Raw genomic sequence first — 18394 nt, 5'->3', positions numbered from 1 at the left:
AGCTGGCACAATTGATTGAGCAGCCAACGAAACGTGTTACATTACGTGACAAACAAGATTTTTGGATGATAAAAAATCATGACGCTGCCTATGCAAAAGTAACAGATAAAGAAAAAAAGAAAATTAGGGCACAGGAAAATGTAACGGAAAGTCAAATCAATGCACAAATAGATAAACTTGTTCGTGAACGAATTACAAACGAAGAATTATTACAATTGACAGATAATGACTTAGAAGTACTAGCAATCTATCGAGAGATGGTATCAGGATACAATTTATCACCGCAAATTATTAAGAGTGAAAATGTATCTGCCGATGAATTTGCGCGTGTCTCTGAGCGTTTGACTCAATTACCGGGCGTTAACACAACAACTGACTGGAAGCGTTTGAAATTATCTTCACTTGCTATTTTAGGACGCACAACAGTACCAGCAAAAGGGATTCCAAAAGAAAAGCTGAATTATTATTTAGCTCGTGATTATTCACGAAATGACCGTGTTGGTGAAAGTTATATTGAAGCGCAATATGAAGATTTACTGCAAGGGCAAAAATCAGTTGTTAAAAATATTACGAATAAAAAAGGGCAGGTAGTCGATACCATTACAACTTATGAAGGCGAGCCTGGTAAAGATTTAGTCTTAACACTAGATAGCGAGTTAACGGCTGCAACTGAAAAAATTGTTGAGGAAGAGTTGCTAAAATTAAAATCACAGGGGGGTTCCGGTTTACTCGATCGTGCCTTTTTAGTAATGATGGACCCAAATACAGGTGATATTTTATCAATGGTTGGTAAGAAAATTGAAAAAAATCCTGAAACAGGGAAAAATGAAGTCGTCGATTATTCGTATGGAACCTTCACAACAGCTTATGAGTCTGGTTCTGCAGTTAAAGCAGCAACTTTGCTAACTGGGTATAAATTGGGAGCCATTCGGCCAAGTACTATATTTGGGGATGAACCGATTCAATTACTAAATACTAAAAAGAAATCTTCTATTTTTAACCGTAGTGGCTATATTACAATGGATGGTTTAAGAGCATTGGAGCAATCTTCTAACGTTTATATGTTTAAAACAGCTTTGCTTATTAATGGAACACCATATAGCTATGGGATGCCACTTCGATTAAAAGACGATACATTCCCCAAAATGCGTAATTCTTATGCACAATTCGGGTTAGGTGTAAATACAGGGATTGATTTACCAAATGAATTTAATGGGGTACAAGGTCCAACTGGTCCAACCTATGGGGGTAAAGCACTCGACTTAGCGATTGGGCAGTATGATACGTATACACCGTTACAATTGGCGCAATATATCTCGACAATCGCAAATGGTGGCTATCGCATTCAGCCACATGTTGTGAAAGAGGTACATGAGCCATCAAAAGATGGGCAATCGCTAGGCCAATTAGTAACAGAAATAGGGCCAACAATTTTAAATCATATTGATAATTCATCAGATGAAATTAACTATGTAAAACAAGGGCTACGACGTGTTTATACGGGCGCAAATGGTACAGCAAAAAGACAATTTGCAAATGCACCGTATACAGCAGCGGGGAAAACGGGGACAGCAGAGGTAGTTTATTATGGACCATTACGTGATTATTATGGTACAAGTACGATTAACTTAACACATGTTGGCTTTGCACCGTTTGATAATCCTGAAATTGCCTACGCAGTTGTTATTCCATGGGCAACGACCTACACGACTCAGCATTTATCAAATAATAATGAGATAGCTCGTCGTGCTGTCGATAAATATTTTGAGTTAAAGGCAAAATATAATGCTGAAAAAGTGACTGACAGTAATGTAAAACAACCAATTTTACCGGCTATTTCAAAAGACAAGATTGGTGAAGATGAGCAAAAATAAGAGAAACCGCTAGTGCATTTACATGCCTAGCGGTTTTTTTATAGTTTTAGAGTATTATTGACTACCCGCGAAAAAAACACGGTATGAAAGACCACCATTTTCATACCGTGTTTTATTTATTTTTATATAAAAGGCTTATTGTACAGATAATTGTTGAATAGCTAATTCAAATTGTTGTTTCGGCTTTAATCCATAAAGCTCTATATTATTACAGAAATAAGTCTCTACCATAAAATCAACGGCTTCATGTAGAGTATATTCACGATGTTCCATAATAAGTGTTAAATACGTTTTAAAGTAATCGGTATTTTGTACTTTTGTATGTTTAATCACAAAGTCAAACTCCTCTTAGATTATTTCCTGACACAATTGCTTATTATAGCATCTTTCCAAAAGGAAGCAAGTTTAACTCATTATTAAAGGAAAACGGCTATCTGACATGCATCGGTAAAAACGTCATGTCGTGTGGTATTACCGAAATGACCGATAACGTGTCGGACCTCGTGCAGCCTAGGCACAATTCAGACGCATTGTTTATTTGTGCGACAGCTACAATTGTAAATTCATCTTTACAATCGTTTACAAAGCATTACATTCCTTTACGTCTCTTTTACGAACTGTTTATACGACTTCAACATTTAGTCATTATAGTAAAGATTGTAAGACAAATAACTATAAAAATGTTAGTGACGGAGGCAAATGAGATGAAAAAGTGGAAGTACTTAACGATGACAGCGGTAATGGGGTCAGCATTAATGCTTGGGGCGTGTGGTAATGACTCTGCACAAAATGGTAACAATGCAGAAACAAGCGCACCAGCGAGCTCAGGACAAGACGCTGCAGACAAAAAACTGCAAGGGGCTGTAGCTGGGGATGGTTCATCAACAGTCGCACCAATTATTGAAGCAGTTGTTGAAGAATATGCAGGGACTCAACCGAATGTCAAAGTATCGGTAGGTGTTTCTGGTACTGGTGGTGGCTTTGAAAAATTCATCGCAGGTGAGACAGACTTTTCAAATGCATCTCGTCATGTAAAGGATGAAGAGAAAGCAAAACTAGAGAAAGCAGGAATTGCTTTTACAGAGCTTCCTTTAGCATATGATGGCATATCAGTTGTCGTGAATCCTGAAAACGATTGGGCGAAGGATTTAACTGTTGAGCAATTAAAGAAAATCTGGGTGGAAGATGGTAAAGCTAAAAAATGGTCTGATATAGATCCATCTTGGCCAGATGAAAAGATCGTGTACTATTCACCAGGCACTGATTCAGGAACGTACGATTACTTTGATGAAACGATTTTAGACGGTGCTGATCTAGCAAAATCAGCAACATTATCAGAGGATGATAACATGCTAGTTCAAGGTGTAGCGGGTGACAAAAACGCAATCGGCTTCTTTGGCTACGCTTATTACCTAGAAAATAAAGATAAATTAGGGCTTATAAAAGTAAATGGCGTCGAGCCAACAAATAAAACAATTGAATCTGGTGAATACGCACCGCTTTCACGACCACTATTTGTATATGTGAAAAATAGTGCTATGAAAGAAAGCGAAGCGGCGTATGACTTTATCAGATATACACTTGAACACGCAGGAGATATGGCAGAAGCAGTAGGTTATGTCAGTCTACCAGAAGATAAATATAGTGAGGCTTTAAAAACTTTAGAAGGCTTAAAATAAGTAGACATGCATAGAGGGAAAGAGATGTATGCTCTTTCCCTCTCTTATTTGAAAGGAGCACCCAATGGTTTCTCAAAAAGAAAACAAGACATCATCTGTGCAGCAATTAATTGCAAATTCGCGCAATAAAAAAACAAAGAAAATAGTGGAAAAAGCAATGCCAACCCTATTATTTTCTGCGGCACTTATCTCTATATTGACGACATTTGGCATTGTTTTCACCCTTATTTTTGAAACGTTTGAATTTTTTAAACGTGTTTCGATTACGGATTTCCTATTTGGTACACAGTGGCTACCGTTTTCAGGGAAGGAACCATTATTTGGGGTTTTACCTTTAATAGCTGGAACATTGAAAGTCACACTTATTGCAGTTGTTGTAGCAGTACCATTTGGCATAGCTTCTGCAATCTATTTAAGTGAATATGCAAGCGAAAAAGTAAGACGTACGGTTAAGCCTATTTTAGAAGTGTTAGCAGGTGTACCAACGATTGTTTATGGCTTTTTTGCATTAACATTTGTAACGCCGATGTTACAGCAAATCATTCCAGGGCTGAAACTTTTTAATGCACTTAGTCCGGGGATTGTTGTAGGCATTATGATTCTACCAATGATAACGTCACTTTCTGAGGATGCGATGTCATCTGTCCCGAACAGTATGCGAGAAGGAGCGCTAGCTCTTGGAGCAACAAAGTTTGAAGTAGCTATAAAAGTAGTATTACCAGCTGCATTATCAGGCATTATTGCTTCAGTTGTCCTCGCTATTTCCCGGGCAATTGGTGAAACGATGATCGTATCACTTGCGGGTGGATCTACACCTAAATTCGATTTAGATGTGACAGACTCGATTCAAACGATGACTGCGTATATAGTACAAGTTGCAACAGGTGATGCTGGCTATGGTACGACAATTTATTATTCGATTTATTCAGTAGGATTCACATTATTTATCTTTACTTTAGTGATGAATTTATTTGCTCAATATATTTCGAAACGCTTTAGGGAGGTTTACTAGCATGCGCTATATTGATGACACGGTCGTCATGAAACGAATGACAAAGCGTATTACATTCAATAAAGTTTGGAAGTTCTTCTTCTTCTTAGCAACGACCTTTGCATTAGTGACACTAGCTATTTTGCTTTATCGTATAGTAACACAAGGTGTCGACTATTTATCAATCGATTTTTTAACAAATTTTGCTTCGCGTTTTGCAGACAAAGCGGGCATTAAGGCAGCTTTAATTGGTTCACTTTGGCTGATGGCTGTTGTTGCGCCAGTGTCGATTATTATAGGTGTAGGAACTGCGATCTATTTAGAGGAATATGCAAAGAAAAATAGACTAAACGACTTTATTCGTATGAATATTTCCAACTTAGCAGGTGTACCGTCCATTGTTTTTGGTTTACTTGGGTTAACGATTTTTGTTCGAATGTTGGGACTAGGGAAAAGTGTGTTAGCAGCCGGTTTAACAATGAGTTTATTAATTTTACCAGTGATTATTGTTGCGGCGCAGGAGGCTATTCGTGCAGTACCGAATGAACAGCGCGAAGCTTCTTACGGTATGGGCGCGACAAAATGGCAAACGATATTGCATGTTGTGCTACCAGCAGCTATTCCTGGAATTTTAACAGGAAGTATATTAGCAATGTCTCGTGCGATTGGTGAAACAGCACCGCTTGTTGTTATTGGAATCCCTGTTATTTTACAGTTTTTACCTAATGGTTTGTTAAGCCAATTCACAGCTTTACCAATGCAAATTTACGATTGGGCAAAACGTCCGCAAGAGGCATTTCAATATGTAGCGGCAGCGGGTATTTTAGTTCTTATGACAGTTCTTTTACTGATGAACTCTATTGCCATCTTTATTCGAAATAAATTCCAAAAACGTTATTAATGAGGTGACCTTATGGTACTGGAAATAAAAGAGGAAAATTCAATTGTAAAATCGATTCATACGGCGATAAAGCCATCGACTGATGTTGCTAAAAAAGTAGTATATGATACACGGAATTTAAATTTATGGTACGGTGATCATCATGGTTTAAAAGACATCAATTTAAGCATCTACGAGAATGAAGTAACAGCTATAATTGGCCCTTCAGGCTGTGGTAAATCTACTTATTTAAAAACTCTAAATAGAATGGTAGAGCTTGTACCGAGTGTTCGAACATCAGGGGAAATTGTATATCGTGAGCGCAATATTTTAGATAAAAGCTATACAGTTGAAGAATTACGCACTCGTGTAGGTATGGTATTCCAAAAGCCAAACCCATTCCCGAAGTCAATTTACGATAATATTGCATATGGACCACGTATCCATGGCATAAAAAATAAAAAAATTCTTGATGAAATCGTTGAAAAATCATTACGCGGTGCGGCAATATGGGATGAAGTAAAAGATCGCTTAAATCAAAATGCCTATGGTTTATCAGGTGGTCAGCAACAACGAATTTGTATGGCGCGTTGTTTAGCGATTGAACCAGATGTTATTTTAATGGATGAGCCAACATCTGCACTTGATCCGATTTCTACATTAAAAGTTGAGGAACTTGTACAAGAGCTGAAAAAAGATTATTCAATTATTATCGTGACACATAATATGCAACAAGCGGCACGAATTTCTGATCGAACAGCATTTTTCCTAAATGGAGAGGTCGTTGAGTACGATAAAACAGACGTTATCTTCCAAACACCAGCAGATCAACGTACTGAAGATTATATTTCAGGCCGTTTCGGTTAAGGAGGAGATTAGATGGTAGTGCGTGAACGTTTCGAACAGGAATTAAAAGAAGTCCAAGAACAATTTATCGAGATAGCCAATAGTAGTATCAACGCTCTTAAAATAGCATTTGAAGCATTATTAAAGCAAGATTTAGAGACATCTTTGAAGATTCTTGAGGACGATTTAATCATCAATCGTCTTGAAGAAGAAATCAATGACCGTGTTATTTTAATGATTGCTAAGCAGCAGCCTGTAGCTACTGATTTACGTCGTCTCATGGTGCTAATCAAAGCAGCATCTGATATGGAGAGAGTAGGGGACTATGCAGTGAATATTGCAAAAGAGACGATTCGTATTGGCAAAGAGCCGCTTATCTTTCCTACAACAAATTTGCAAACGATGTGTAATAAGACTGTAGAAATGCTAGAAAGTATTATTAAAGCTTTTACAGAAGAAGATACTGTTCATGCCAAGGAAATTGCTGAACTAGATGATTACGTCGATGATTTATATGGAGCAACAATCACGCTCTTGCTACGCGCCGGAGCTGAAAATCCAGCACATATTTCTCAAATCACACATTTAACCTTTGTTTGCCGATATTTAGAGCGCTCAGCTGATCATGCAACAAATATTGCAGAACACTTATTTTATTTAGTCAAAGGTAAACATTATGAATTAAATAATTAATAACAGAAGAGCCAATTATAGGCTCTTTTTAGTTTGTCGACATAAGAATAAAGTGTATCAATAAACAAAGGTTGATTTTCACTCCGAGCTGGTGCTTTCCGCTGACTTGGCCTCAATCTCCTCGTCACTTCGTTCCTGCGGGGCTTTCAGCTCAAGCTCATGCCACTCTCCGTGAAAAATCAACAATTCCAATCGACAGTATGAGTAAATATAAAACTTTATTCATTAGGGGTAACGTTTGTTTTGCAGTCTGATAAGAGCCAATTATAGGCTCGTTTTTTCATAGTATTGAAAAACAAACGCTTAAGGATTTGTAAATATGGCGTAGGGTGATTCCGTGCTACTAATTCTCCTGTGAGTCAGTGTCGAACCCTTTGTTAACACTCCACTTTTGCACATGTCTTTTGATGCTTCATTTTCGCACATAAAAAGACCCTGGAACGAGCGTAGCGAGTGAAGCGCCCCAGGAAAGCGCTTAGTCGGAACGTAAATCAACCCCTCGCCTTGCTGAAAAGCCTAAGTAACAGCAACATTTTATTAAAAATAGCGTCAAAATACTGCAAGCGTTATTGTATTGTCAAAAAATTATTTTGGTTATACTATAGACATTATCTGAAAAATTGTGCTGAGGAGGTGCTGCTTGTGAAAGACGCTGTAAAATCACTCTTAGAGAAATTTAATCTGGAATTCACGTCAGAACAATGTGACTTTTTTCGTTTTCTATATGAAAACTTACATCTTGAGGAATTAAGTAACATCGAACAACATTTTTTTATAGATTTTTTTTACAAGAGTGAAACATTGCGAAATATGGCAGCATTTGCACTTGGATTGGCAGATATCATGCATGAAATTTATGAAAATATACCAGCTGTTGAGCAAGCCGAACGATTGGCCAATGGCAAAGAGCAACGCTTGTATTATGAGCGAAAGTGGCAGATAGCTAGGCGTCGAAAGCTTCATCGTCAAACAATAAAAAAAGGAAATATTCTATATGTTCCGTTTGATGAATATAAAAAAGAAACAGGTCCAATTATTATCTGCCTTGAGCAAACAACTGGTATGGCGGCATATTCTGAGCTTTGTAAAAGCATAATTTTACCGTTATTTATGAGTGCGCATCGTGAACGTCGAGATTTATATATCGTTCCATATGACTGTCAAGTTCATGTACATTTTCGATTTGAAGATGGGCATTTAAATTTATCCGATTTTAAGGATTTTATTGATTATAGGGCAAAGGGAGAAGCGGAGGTACTGCCTGTGCTCCATTTTGTAAAGGGCTTGCTCCAAGAAAATCAACATTGTACAGAAGCAGATATTATTATTTTTACAGAAGGTACTCCTATTGATGGGCAGCATCTTGTTGGAAAGCAAGCAAAGGCTGTACTTGAGGAAATGAAGCGTAAGTACCATGCTGAATTTTCGGTCATCGTTATGCATGAACATAATTTTAATGAGCAGCAATTTTGGTTTGCTAATAAGGCTTTTTTTGCGGATGATGCAATTCAATAAAAAAGGAGCTGATCGTCATTGTTGATCGGCTCCTTTTCTGTGAATATACATAGTAGTTAGAGGAGAATGAAATTTGAATTCATTGAAATGGTTATTACCTAATATTTCAACCCCAACGTGGATGGAAATTATTATTGCCGTTGCACTTTGTGTAATTGGTTGGCTTTTTCAGCAGTTTGTTATAAAGAAAATTATTAATCGTACTGTTACATTTTTGAGAAATCGTCAGCGTTACTTTCAGGCAACAGTACTCGCACAATTTAATAAAGCAATTCGCTATGCTTTTATGTCTGCCGTTATTGTACTCAGTTTATCAATTTTATTAGACATCTTTTTATTTACACATGTAGCAACTAAAAACTTTGTATGGTCTATTATGGTCTTTTTTGCGTTCAAAGGCGTATACGATGTTTTAAATTATTATACAAAGCAGCCACTACCGTTGAATAACGATGAGGAACCAAATGTCCTGTTACCTTTTTTTCTTCGTATAGGAAAAGTGCTCATTATGATATTGGCAATGTTTACGATTGCTTCTTTCTGGGATTTTAATTTGAATGGCTTTTTTACCGGGATTGGCTTAACTGGTGTCGCGATTGCTTTTGGTATTCGAGATACACTAGCACATGTTTTTGGTGGGATGTCAGTCGCATTAGATAACCCATTTCAAATTGGCGATTGGATAGCAACGGAGGACCAAAAAATTGAAGGAACTATCGAAGATATTAATCTTCGGAGTACTTTAATTCAAACGGGGGATAAAGGTCTAGTTTATGTACCTAACTCCTATTTGGTAAATCGACCAATCTATAATTTATCGAGACGAGAAAAACGAAAATGTGAGCAATTTTTATTTGTAGCTGCTGAAAATGAAGAGGAAAAACTACGAAGTGCTTTAAGTACCATTCAAAAGGAAATTTATTTGCATGCTCAAACAGAAAAAGAAATGATTCATGTATTTATAGATGAGTTTTATCCAACCTCGTATCGCGTCCTTGTGCGTTTCTATGTAACAACAAATGATACGGCGGAGATGCTAAATGTGCGACAAGATATTTTATTTGCTATACGTCAAATCTTTCAAGAACTAAATATTATACTAGCAAATCCAGCTGAAGATGAATGGCTTCGTAATAAAAAATAAATTGAATTGTTAGTTTATTTGCTTTACAATGAATACATGTTATCAGCTTTGATGAAGAGTAGTAACTATTATTATTTGTTATAGAGAGCTAGTGCATGGTGGAAACTAGTACAAATAAATAGTGAATGGACTTCGGAGCTCTAATCCTGAATAAAGTATGGATTAGCGTCTGCCTACGTTACAGGGTATAGAGTGGGTCTTTTAACTCTTTCAGCGAGTATTGAAACGTCAGCTGAATATAATTATGCTGGGGCATAATTGATGAAGACCAATGAAGGTGGCACCACGGCTTTTCCGTCCTTTTGTGATGGGAAGGCCTTTTTATATGTTTTGGCGGAATGACTAGTGTTTTACACAGTTTCAAATTCCGGACGCAATGTTTATAGAAGCGGTATCGACCATTACGCCGAAGCATAATTGATCATTTTTGGTGTAGAAGAGCAGAGCAAAGAAGAGGAGAGAAAGAGTATGACAGTTGAGCTTAGAAAGTTTACCATGAAGGTATTACAGGGTGATATGATGACGCCAATTTCCGTTTATCAATCACTTGAAGGGGAGCATAAGATGCTTTTCGAATCGTCTGCCAAGCATGAAGAAAGTGGACGTTACTCATTTATTGCCGTCAACCCAATTGCAGAACTGATTGGAGATAAGAATGGTTATTCTTTCTCCAAAGGTGGAGAAACAGAAAAATCGAGTGCTAATGTATTAGTAAAATTACAGCGAGTTATGCCATTTCATAAGGCGCAGTACCCGTTTGCCTTTTTCGGGGGAGCAATCGGTTTCTTTGGTTACGAAACAGCATTTTATACAGAGAAAATAGGCGAATACTTACAGGATGATTTAGAAATGCCGGATGTCCATATCTTTTTCTATGATACATTCATTGTTTTTGATCATTTAAAGCAAGAGATTACACTAGCAGCAATCGATTTATTTGATGAAGGACGTTCTCTTGAAGCGATGGAATTGGCTATTTCTATGATGAAGGAGCAACTTTATGCTGGAACAACATTTGACGACACGACGTTTGGAAAGCTAGATTTCAGACCAATGATCGCCAAAGAAAATTTTGTAGCACTGGTTGAACGTGCAAAACAGCATATTCGTAAGGGTGATATTTTTCAGATTGTTTTATCACAACGCTTCACTTCACCATATACAGGTAATCCTTTTGCTTTATATCGTCAATTACGTACTTCTAACCCTTCACCATATATGTTCTATATGGATTTCGGTACGTATACCATTTTAGGAACATCTCCCGAAAGTCTCGTTAAGGTGAATGATCGAAAGGTAACGACCAATCCTATTGCTGGTACGAAGCCAAGGGGTAAAACAGTGGTGCAGGATAACGCGATTGCGGAAGGTCTCTTAAATGATGAAAAAGAAATCGCTGAACATCGTATGCTGGTGGATTTAGGGCGAAATGATCTTGGACGTATTGCCAAAGTGGGTTCAGTGAAGTTGATGAAATATATGAATATTGAGCGATATAAACATGTTATGCATATTGTATCAGAGGTTATCGGAGAATTACAGGATGATGTACATGTTTTGGATGTTCTTCGAGCTTGCTTACCTGCTGGTACAGTATCAGGTGCGCCGAAAATCCGCGCTATGCAACTTATCAATGAGCTCGAGCCTGTGAAGCGTGGTGTCTATGCAGGTGCAGTAGGCTATATTTCTGCTACAGGTGATATGGATTTAGCTCTAGCTATTCGAACAATGATCATAAAGGATCATCGTGCCCATGTGCAGGCAGGTGCTGGTATTGTTTACGATTCAGTGCCGTTGTCTGAATACGAAGAAACGTTAAATAAAGCTCGAGCGTTATTGGAGGTGAAAAAATGATTTTACTGATCGATAACTATGATTCATTCACATATAATTTATTTCAGCAAATCCGAATGCTTGGGAAAAATGTAAAAGTAGTACGGAATGATGAAATAACAATTGAAGACATTCAGAAAATACAACCTGAAGCCATTATTTTATCGCCCGGTCCAGGTACGCCAATTGATGCAGGAATAACAGTGGATGTTATCAAAGAGCTTTATACGAAGTTTCCGATTTTGGGCATTTGTCTTGGACACCAATCGATAGGGCAAGCATTTGGAGGAAACATTGTTCAAGCTAAAACTATAATGCATGGAAAATTATCGCCTATTCAATATGAAAAAACAGGCTTATTTGCTCAGTTAGACGGTAAAATCGAAGTAATGCGTTATCATTCTCTCGTTATTGAGCAAAGCACGTTACATGAGGATTTTAATATTTTAGCAAAGTCCAGCGATGATAGTGAAATTATGGCAATTCAACATAAGGAGTACCCACTCTTTGGGCTGCAATTTCATCCAGAATCCATTGGGACAAAAGAGGGCAGTATCATGATGCGAGCTTTCATCGAACATATTTCATAAACGAAACAAAAGAGGCTGTCATCGAAAATCAGTAGTTGTGATTTTTGATGACAGCCATCTTTACTAATGGAATCGTACTATTATTGCTTTTTCCCTGTAATTAATTTTGCAATTTCCTCTAAAGACATCGAAGAATTGACTTCGTAAGAGCCAATTTGTAAGCTTCGTGCGTATTTAGGGTTAGCAAGTAGCAGTTCCATTTCAACACTATTGTCGATAATGCCACCATCTTCAAGCTTTTGAGCCACGATATATGGTGTAATACCACTGTAAATTTGGAGTGACATAGTTGTATCTTTTGCCGGTGCATCTGCCGATTTATGATTTTCTTTAGTCGTTGTTTTAGGAGTATCTGTCTTCTGATTAGTTTCCTTTGAAGCTTGCTTTGCTTGTTCCTTTAATAATGCAATTTCTTTATTTGCCTGGTCGAGCTTTTTTTGTAACTCCTCAACATTTTCTGTATTTGGGGAAGCTTTAGTTGGAAGACCGATATTGAAATCGAAACGCGCCGCTAAAGCTAGCAAAGCTCCGACAAGAAAAAGCGCAATACCAAATGCACGGATAGCGGACATTTTCATGAATTACCGACCTCCGTTTGCAATTACTTGGCGGACTTGCTCTTCAGTTAAATTTGAACGAATACTGATATCTGCTACAGAAAGACCCTGCTTATTTAGTTCAAGCACCTGACTTACAATGATTTGATGTATAGGTTTCGTTTTTGGAGCAGCTTGTCCTGTTTTCGATGCTTGAGCAGCCTGTTGAACAGCTTGCATAACTTGTTGAACCTTTGGGTTTGGTATCGCGTTATTTTGCACTGACGGTGATTTAACCTGAAACTCTGGCTCTACTAACAGTTCTTCCTCAACAATTTTCAGACGACGTTTTAAATTATTTGTTTCTTGAAAAATAGAGATGGATAGCTCCTCTACATCTTGTTCGACCTTTTTCGCGCTATTTTTGAAAAAGAACGAAGTAATAATTAGGAGAATCCCTACAATCATAAGTATGATGGATAAATCCAATAGTTTCACCTCATTAAGTATGTAATTATAAGGTATTTTACCATATGCAAACTTAATATGAAATGAAGCTAGATTTTTTTTTATTTTATGTTATAATAGGTTAGTCGTATAAATCATGCTCAAAATTTAAATTCTTGATATAGAGTGGGAGGGTTAATAATGCGCGTAAACATTACTTTAGCTTGCACAGATTGCGGCGAACGTAACTACATTTCTAAAAAGAACAAGCGTAACAATCCAGAGCGTCTTGAACTTAAAAAATATTGCTCTCGCGAGAAGAAATACACTCTTCACCGTGAAACTAAGTAATCGCTCATTAAGCCAAAACCACTTGTGGTTTTGGCTTTCTACATTTTAGGAGGTAGCTTAGCATGGATAAAACAACTTTGCGGAACGAGGTAAAGGAAGCACTTGCAAAAATTAGCGAAGTAGCTTACCGCGATCAATCAAATGCTGTAGTTAATAAAGTGCTACAGGAACCATATATAATAGAAGCAACTACAATTGGCATTACTATTTCCAATAAGCCAGAAGTCGACACAATTCAATTAATTGAAGAACTATGGCAACTTGGTAAAAAAGTCGCTGTGCCTAAATGCAACTCAAAAACAAGAGAAATGTTATTTTACGCCATTGACTCGTTTGCCCAGCTAGAAACTGTGTATATGCATTTGCGTGAGCCAATTCCAGAGAAGTGTGAGTTTGTTGACGCAAATGAAATGGACGTCATACTTGTTCCAGGAGTTGTTTTTGATAAGTTCGGCTATCGTATAGGCTATGGCGGTGGTTATTATGATCGCTATGTATTAAACTATACAAAGGGTAAGCTCATGTCTTTGTTATTTAATGAGCAGCTATATGAACGTGTACCTACAGAAGCACACGATTGCCCAGTAGATATCATTGTGACACCGACAAAACGTCTTGACTGTGTAACACAACGAGGAGCGAACAAAAATGGATAAAATGTTAGATATTTATGAATTATTAAAAACATATGGTACTTATATTTACACACGAGATCCCATTGGTGATTTGATGTTAATGGAGGATGAAATTCGTGAGTTGTATAAAGCGAATGTACTAGATATTAAAGATTACCAAATGGCATTATTACTAATTCGACAAGAAACAACAAAGCTTCGCATGAAAGAAAAAAATAAGTAATGTTTTAAATATAATTCATTTGTGGTATTGTAAAGATAATGTAACATGTATGTAATATTCTTAAAAAACAGTGGTTTTCCACTGTTTTTATGATTTACGAAACTTTTTACAAACGAAAACGTATATATTACTATCCGGCCCATTTACGAACAAGGGGCACAGTTTTTCCCAAAATATATCTATTGATTATCTGTAAAAAATGGATTAAGATATATTTTGTTTCAGTAACAAATTGTTAAAAATATTATTTTTTTGTAAGAAAGTAGGGAGGATGTTAGGGATGAAATCAATAAAGTGGCCTAAACATTCATTTATGATACTAGCAATTGTAGCAACTTGGATAAAAACGGTCATTGTTTATCACACAAGCTTTGAGATGAAAATCGAAAATGCGATGCAACAATTTATTTTGTTTATTAATCCATTAAGCTTCGTGCTATTTGCTTATGGTATATCGTTATTCTTTAAATCGCCAAAAGTTAAAAGTCGTTATATAATAACTATCAGTGTTATTTTGTCAATCGTCTTATACGGGAATGTTGCGTTCTATCGCTTCTACAACGACTTTATTACGTTACCGGTATTATTCCAAACAAATAATTTTGGTGATTTAGGAACTTCAGTAGCAGCGATTGTTAGCCCTTGGGATTTATTGTATTTCGTTGACGTACTTATTCTTATTTTAGCTAATAAATATTTGCCTATGATGAAAGATGCAGTAAAGGTAAACGTGGAATTCCGTCGCGCGTACTTCGTATTAGCGATTGCTGTGTCGTTCTTAAACTTAGGATTAGCTGAAACAGAGCGTCCACAATTGTTAACACGTAGCTTTGATCGTGAATTACTTGTAAAAAACATCGGTACTTATAACTACCATTTATATGACATTTATATTCAATCAAAATCTTCTGCTCAACGTGCATTAGCGGATGGCAGTGAATTAGTAGAAGTGAACAACTATATTCGTTCTAATCAAGCAGCAGTCAACCCTGAAATGTTTGGTAAATACAAGGGTCGTAATTTGATTGTTGTATCACTGGAGTCTTTACAGAACTTTGTGATTAATAACCAAATGGATGGTCATGAAATTACACCATTCTTAAACTCTTTAACTAAAGATAAAGATTCGTATTATTTCAGTAATTTCTATCACCAAACTGGATTAGGGAAAACTTCTGACTCGGAGTTTATTTTAGAAAACTCATTGTTCGGCTTAGGTCGTGGTGCGGTATTCTTCACACATGGTGGAAATACGTATAACTCAATGGCTGAGCGTCTTGGTGATAATGGCTACTTTACAAATGTCATGCATCCGAATAATAAATCATTCTGGAACCGTGACATAATGTATCAATCATTACACATTAATAAATTCTATGACATAGATTCATATAAGATTGGCGAAGGGCAAGCTGTTAACTGGGGTATGAAAGATATCCCATTCGTAGAGCAATCTGCAGCATTAATGAAAGATATGCCACAGCCGTTCTATTCTCGACTAATTACTTTAACGAACCATTATCCATTCACATTGGATCCAGAAGACGTAATGATTCCTGAATACACTTCAAACTCAGGTACATTAAATCGTTATTTCCAAACAGTTCGTTATATGGATGAAGCACTTAAAGACTTCTTCCAAAGTTTAAAAGATCAAGGTGTATATGATAACTCTATTATTGTAATGTATGGTGACCATTACGGTATTTCAGAAAACCACAACAAAGCGATGGCTCAATATTTAGGAAAAGATAGCATTACACCATTTGATAATGCAATGCTACAAGAAGTACCTTTATTTATCCATATTCCTGGATCAGGTGATGGTAAAGAAATGACAGAGATTGCTGGACAAATGGATTTACGTCCAACAATTCTACACCTTCTTGGCGTCGAAACTTCAAAAGATATGCAACTTGGTGCAGACCTATTCTCACCAGAACATGAAGACTTCATTGTTTTCCGCGATGGTCGTTTTGTAACAGATAAATATTTATATGCTGGTGAAGCTTGTTATGACAAAGCAACTGGTGAAGAAATTGATGGTGAGCCATGTCAGCCATACGCTGATCGAGCTACGAAAGAACTTGAAAGTTCGGATGCCATCATTAACGGTGATTTACTCCGCTTCTATGACCAAAAGACAGGTAACTTGAAGCAAGGAGCAGCCAAGTAACAACAATTGAGATCTCATTTAATGAGATCTCTTTTTTTTTGCTTTATATCAAATGCTGAGGTGAGGTATAATGGTCAATTTTTATTAGCAGAAGTGATGAGGTATTTACAGCCATATTATAGGTGTTGCAACAAATGGTAACCCATTACCATAACGTGAGGTTGAATTTCCGTTCCGACTGGGTGTTTCCTGCGTCCATTGATACGCCTTCCTTTAGGGTCTCTAGTTATGCAAAAGCGCAGTGCTAACGTAGCGGTAGTGACACGCTAGTGGTTACGAAGACGTTATCACAGGACTTGATGCACAATCTTTGTTGATGAGCGCAAATGGTAAAACCCTTTTTGTACATAAATAGGGGAATGTAACTATTTTTATGTATACTATCAAATTGAAATATAACGTTCAGGCAGCCGAAATAAACAACTTGGAGGAAAGTGGTTAGTATCGTTTAAGGAAGGCTGAAGTAAAAACGATAGAAAAAGAGCAGCCTCGAATGGAGGCTGCTCTTTTTTCTGTCTAAATTTTAGTGTAATTTTGGTGGGTATCCGCTATTAATAAGAGTCATAATTACGAACCAACCGAATACTGCAGCACTTAATAAGTTGAAAACAACGCTTAAAAGATTCTTTTCTTTAAGTGCTTGGAATGTACCAACTACAGCTAAAATAGCAACTAGACCAAAAATAACCATTAATAAGTTCATTAGAAATAGACACTCCTTTCGACATCAGAAAATGAATGTCGTAAACAATATTCCTCCTTCATTGTAAACGTTCTACCTGTTTTTGTCGAGAACTAATATAGACTAAACTATGAACATTTATCGTCAAATTGTGGCAAAGGCTGTATAATTGAAATAGAGGTGATAACAATGATAAACGTACGAAGTTATTCTCTTGGCCCTGTCCAAACGAATTGTTATATCGTATCGAATAAAAATAAGGAATGCTTAATATTTGATCCAGGAGAAGAAGCAGATCGAATCATCAAGGCTATTCGCAGTAACAATCTTAAACCACTAGCCATCTTTTTAACACATGCACATTTCGACCATATCGGTGCAGTGGACGCTGTCCGCGAGGCTTTTAATGTTCCAATATGGATTCATGAAAAAGAAGTAAGCTGGTTAGGAGATCCAACAAAAAATGGTTCTAGTAAATACGCAGCATTACCAGAGTATATTGTCGGTGCCCCAGCTGAAGAAAATATTATTAAAAAAGAACAGCTATTTGAAATAAGTGATTTTTATTTTAAAGCAACTTTTACACCAGGACATTCACCAGGTAGTATTTCATATATATTTGAAAATGATGGCTTCGCTATTGTTGGTGATACACTATTTGAACAAGGTGTAGGTCGTACAGATTTACTTGGAGGCTCGACAAAAGTATTACTTACATCCATTCATGATAAGCTATTGACACTTCCTGAGGATACTATTATCTACCCTGGTCATGGGAACTATACAACGGTCGGTGCAGAAATGGAGACAAATCCCTTCTTGAATGGTTTTTAAGGTTTGGCGATAATAAAAAAATGGTTCATCCATAGCGAGGGTTGATTTCCCGTTCCGGCTGGGGCTTTGATGCTGCTGCTACGCTTTCGCACAGAGCAAAGCTTCCTAGGGGGCGTCCGATGATCGCTCGATCCAGGGTCTCATCTGTTCTCAAGGAGTCGCCCAGCCTCTACTCCAACCAACTTATATATGGCATAAAACTACATCCTAAGACATTTGGTGATGGACTTAGAAAATTTATACAGTTACACTCAATTATGATAAAATAAAAATAGGTGATGTAAATGGAATTATTATTGTTATTATCGCTTATTACTGATTTTAGTTATTTAGTACAACATAGTCCATTTATTAAAATATACATTTATACTATTTTTGATAAAATTGCTGTCATTGACGCGAATCTTGACGTATCAATAGATTTAACTGTCAATGTCAATTTCGAAAGTAAAATTTATCCTTCTC

General features: G+C 36.9%; 19 protein-coding genes and 1 other annotated feature. Of the genes, 15 read left to right on the top strand and 4 right to left on the bottom strand.

What is annotated here, in order from left to right; genetic code table 11:
• A partial coding sequence (locus C7Y47_RS02280; protein ID WP_142507271.1) for a peptidoglycan D,D-transpeptidase FtsI family protein occupies positions 1-1874 on the top strand: 1874 nt, incomplete at its 5' end.
• Between the two features lie 135 nt (positions 1875-2009).
• Here C7Y47_RS02280 and C7Y47_RS02275 read toward each other — a convergent pair.
• On the bottom strand, positions 2010-2207 hold the full coding sequence (locus C7Y47_RS02275; protein ID WP_255504974.1) for a hypothetical protein: 198 nt from the start codon (positions 2205-2207) through the stop codon (positions 2010-2012).
• Between the two features lie 371 nt (positions 2208-2578).
• On the opposite strand from C7Y47_RS02275, the gene C7Y47_RS02270 reads away from it, so the two are divergent.
• The 9 genes from C7Y47_RS02270 (at position 2579) to C7Y47_RS02230 (ending at position 12045) form a co-directional block, all read left to right on the top strand.
• On the top strand, positions 2579-3553 hold the full coding sequence (locus tag C7Y47_RS02270; RefSeq protein ID WP_142507270.1) for a PstS family phosphate ABC transporter substrate-binding protein: 975 nt from the start codon (positions 2579-2581) through the stop codon (positions 3551-3553).
• A gap of 64 nt (positions 3554-3617) precedes the next feature.
• Positions 3618-4565: a phosphate ABC transporter permease subunit PstC gene (gene pstC, locus C7Y47_RS02265; RefSeq protein ID WP_142507269.1), complete on the top strand. Its 948-nt coding sequence runs from the start codon at positions 3618-3620 to the stop codon at positions 4563-4565.
• A gap of 1 nt (position 4566) precedes the next feature.
• Complete coding sequence (pstA, locus tag C7Y47_RS02260) at positions 4567-5445, top strand: phosphate ABC transporter permease PstA (RefSeq protein WP_142507268.1); 879 nt, start codon at positions 4567-4569, stop codon at positions 5443-5445.
• Positions 5446-5457: 12 nt separating this feature from the next.
• Positions 5458-6291, top strand: a complete 834-nt coding sequence (pstB, locus tag C7Y47_RS02255) for a phosphate ABC transporter ATP-binding protein PstB (RefSeq protein WP_142507267.1) — start codon at positions 5458-5460, stop codon at positions 6289-6291.
• Between the two features lie 12 nt (positions 6292-6303).
• On the top strand, positions 6304-6963 hold the full coding sequence (phoU, locus tag C7Y47_RS02250) for a phosphate signaling complex protein PhoU (protein WP_142507266.1): 660 nt from the start codon (positions 6304-6306) through the stop codon (positions 6961-6963).
• Positions 6964-7605: 642 nt separating this feature from the next.
• Complete coding sequence (locus C7Y47_RS02245) at positions 7606-8478, top strand: hypothetical protein (protein ID WP_142507265.1); 873 nt, start codon at positions 7606-7608, stop codon at positions 8476-8478.
• A 73-nt stretch (positions 8479-8551) separates the two neighbouring features.
• A complete protein-coding gene (locus C7Y47_RS02240) occupies positions 8552-9622 on the top strand; it encodes a mechanosensitive ion channel family protein (protein WP_142507264.1) in 1071 nt (356 codons plus the stop codon).
• 39 nt (positions 9623-9661) lie between these two features.
• Positions 9662-9927: a binding site (T-box leader), on the top strand.
• Positions 9928-10090: 163 nt separating this feature from the next.
• Positions 10091-11476, top strand: coding sequence for an anthranilate synthase component I (gene trpE / locus C7Y47_RS02235; RefSeq protein ID WP_142507263.1), 1386 nt, complete (start codon positions 10091-10093; stop codon positions 11474-11476).
• A complete protein-coding gene (locus tag C7Y47_RS02230) occupies positions 11473-12045 on the top strand; it encodes an aminodeoxychorismate/anthranilate synthase component II (protein ID WP_142507262.1) in 573 nt (190 codons plus the stop codon). Before trpE ends, C7Y47_RS02230 begins: the two co-directional genes overlap by 4 nt.
• Before the next feature lie 80 nt (positions 12046-12125).
• Here C7Y47_RS02230 and C7Y47_RS02225 read toward each other — a convergent pair whose 3' ends face one another.
• Both C7Y47_RS02225 and C7Y47_RS02220 read right to left on the bottom strand, forming a co-directional pair.
• The gene (locus tag C7Y47_RS02225) at positions 12126-12623 is read right to left on the bottom strand and encodes a hypothetical protein (protein ID WP_142507261.1); all 498 of its coding nucleotides are present in this window, start codon (positions 12621-12623) and stop codon (positions 12126-12128) included.
• 3 nt (positions 12624-12626) lie between these two features.
• Positions 12627-13079 carry a hypothetical protein gene (locus tag C7Y47_RS02220; RefSeq protein WP_366151246.1) on the bottom strand — a complete coding sequence of 151 codons (453 nt, stop codon included), beginning with the start codon at positions 13077-13079 and terminating at the stop codon, positions 12627-12629.
• Between the two features lie 150 nt (positions 13080-13229).
• Between C7Y47_RS02220 and rpmG the strand changes: the two genes are divergently transcribed.
• The 4 genes from rpmG (at position 13230) to C7Y47_RS02200 (ending at position 16413) form a co-directional block, all read left to right on the top strand.
• Positions 13230-13379, top strand: a complete 150-nt coding sequence (gene rpmG, locus C7Y47_RS02215; protein ID WP_008408521.1) for a 50S ribosomal protein L33 — start codon at positions 13230-13232, stop codon at positions 13377-13379.
• 62 nt (positions 13380-13441) lie between these two features.
• Positions 13442-14035: a 5-formyltetrahydrofolate cyclo-ligase gene (locus C7Y47_RS02210; protein WP_142507259.1), complete on the top strand. Its 594-nt coding sequence runs from the start codon at positions 13442-13444 to the stop codon at positions 14033-14035.
• The gene (locus tag C7Y47_RS02205; protein WP_142507258.1) at positions 14028-14237 is read left to right on the top strand and encodes a YqgQ family protein; all 210 of its coding nucleotides are present in this window, start codon (positions 14028-14030) and stop codon (positions 14235-14237) included. Before C7Y47_RS02210 ends, C7Y47_RS02205 begins: the two co-directional genes overlap by 8 nt.
• Positions 14238-14517: 280 nt before the next feature.
• Positions 14518-16413: an LTA synthase family protein gene (locus C7Y47_RS02200; RefSeq protein WP_142507257.1), complete on the top strand. Its 1896-nt coding sequence runs from the start codon at positions 14518-14520 to the stop codon at positions 16411-16413.
• 523 nt (positions 16414-16936) lie between these two features.
• On the opposite strand, the gene C7Y47_RS02195 is transcribed toward C7Y47_RS02200, so the two are convergent.
• Positions 16937-17116, bottom strand: coding sequence for a DUF2759 domain-containing protein (locus C7Y47_RS02195; RefSeq protein WP_142507256.1), 180 nt, complete (start codon positions 17114-17116; stop codon positions 16937-16939).
• Between the two features lie 168 nt (positions 17117-17284).
• Between C7Y47_RS02195 and C7Y47_RS02190 the strand changes: the two genes are divergently transcribed.
• On the top strand, positions 17285-17929 hold the full coding sequence (locus tag C7Y47_RS02190; RefSeq protein ID WP_142507255.1) for an MBL fold metallo-hydrolase: 645 nt from the start codon (positions 17285-17287) through the stop codon (positions 17927-17929).
• Positions 17930-18394 lie beyond the last annotated feature (465 nt).

Source organism: Lysinibacillus sphaericus, assembly GCF_006864135.1.
Taxonomy (GTDB): Bacteria; Bacillota; Bacilli; order Bacillales_A; family Planococcaceae; genus Lysinibacillus.
The sequence above is the reverse complement of the archived record's forward strand: the minus strand, read 5'-3'. Positions and strand labels throughout refer to the sequence as shown.

What these genes read in the sequence shown, in the direction of transcription:
- C7Y47_RS02225 (WP_142507261.1), bottom strand. Translation starts at nt 12,623, where the DNA reads ATGAAAATGTCCGCTATCCGTGCATTTGGTATTGCGCTTTTTCTTGTC.
- C7Y47_RS02195 (WP_142507256.1), bottom strand. Translation starts at nt 17,116, where the DNA reads ATGAACTTATTAATGGTTATTTTTGGTCTAGTTGCTATTTTAGCTGTA.
- C7Y47_RS02210 (WP_142507259.1), top strand. Translation starts at nt 13,442, where the DNA reads ATGGATAAAACAACTTTGCGGAACGAGGTAAAGGAAGCACTTGCAAAA.
- C7Y47_RS02230 (WP_142507262.1), top strand. Translation starts at nt 11,473, where the DNA reads ATGATTTTACTGATCGATAACTATGATTCATTCACATATAATTTATTT.
- phoU (WP_142507266.1), top strand. Translation starts at nt 6,304, where the DNA reads ATGGTAGTGCGTGAACGTTTCGAACAGGAATTAAAAGAAGTCCAAGAA.
- rpmG (WP_008408521.1), top strand. Translation starts at nt 13,230, where the DNA reads ATGCGCGTAAACATTACTTTAGCTTGCACAGATTGCGGCGAACGTAAC.
- C7Y47_RS02190 (WP_142507255.1), top strand. Translation starts at nt 17,285, where the DNA reads ATGATAAACGTACGAAGTTATTCTCTTGGCCCTGTCCAAACGAATTGT.
- trpE (WP_142507263.1), top strand. Translation starts at nt 10,091, where the DNA reads ATGACAGTTGAGCTTAGAAAGTTTACCATGAAGGTATTACAGGGTGAT.
- pstA (WP_142507268.1), top strand. Translation starts at nt 4,567, where the DNA reads ATGCGCTATATTGATGACACGGTCGTCATGAAACGAATGACAAAGCGT.
- pstB (WP_142507267.1), top strand. Translation starts at nt 5,458, where the DNA reads ATGGTACTGGAAATAAAAGAGGAAAATTCAATTGTAAAATCGATTCAT.
- C7Y47_RS02200 (WP_142507257.1), top strand. Translation starts at nt 14,518, where the DNA reads ATGAAATCAATAAAGTGGCCTAAACATTCATTTATGATACTAGCAATT.
- C7Y47_RS02270 (WP_142507270.1), top strand. Translation starts at nt 2,579, where the DNA reads ATGAAAAAGTGGAAGTACTTAACGATGACAGCGGTAATGGGGTCAGCA.
- C7Y47_RS02205 (WP_142507258.1), top strand. Translation starts at nt 14,028, where the DNA reads ATGGATAAAATGTTAGATATTTATGAATTATTAAAAACATATGGTACT.
- pstC (WP_142507269.1), top strand. Translation starts at nt 3,618, where the DNA reads ATGGTTTCTCAAAAAGAAAACAAGACATCATCTGTGCAGCAATTAATT.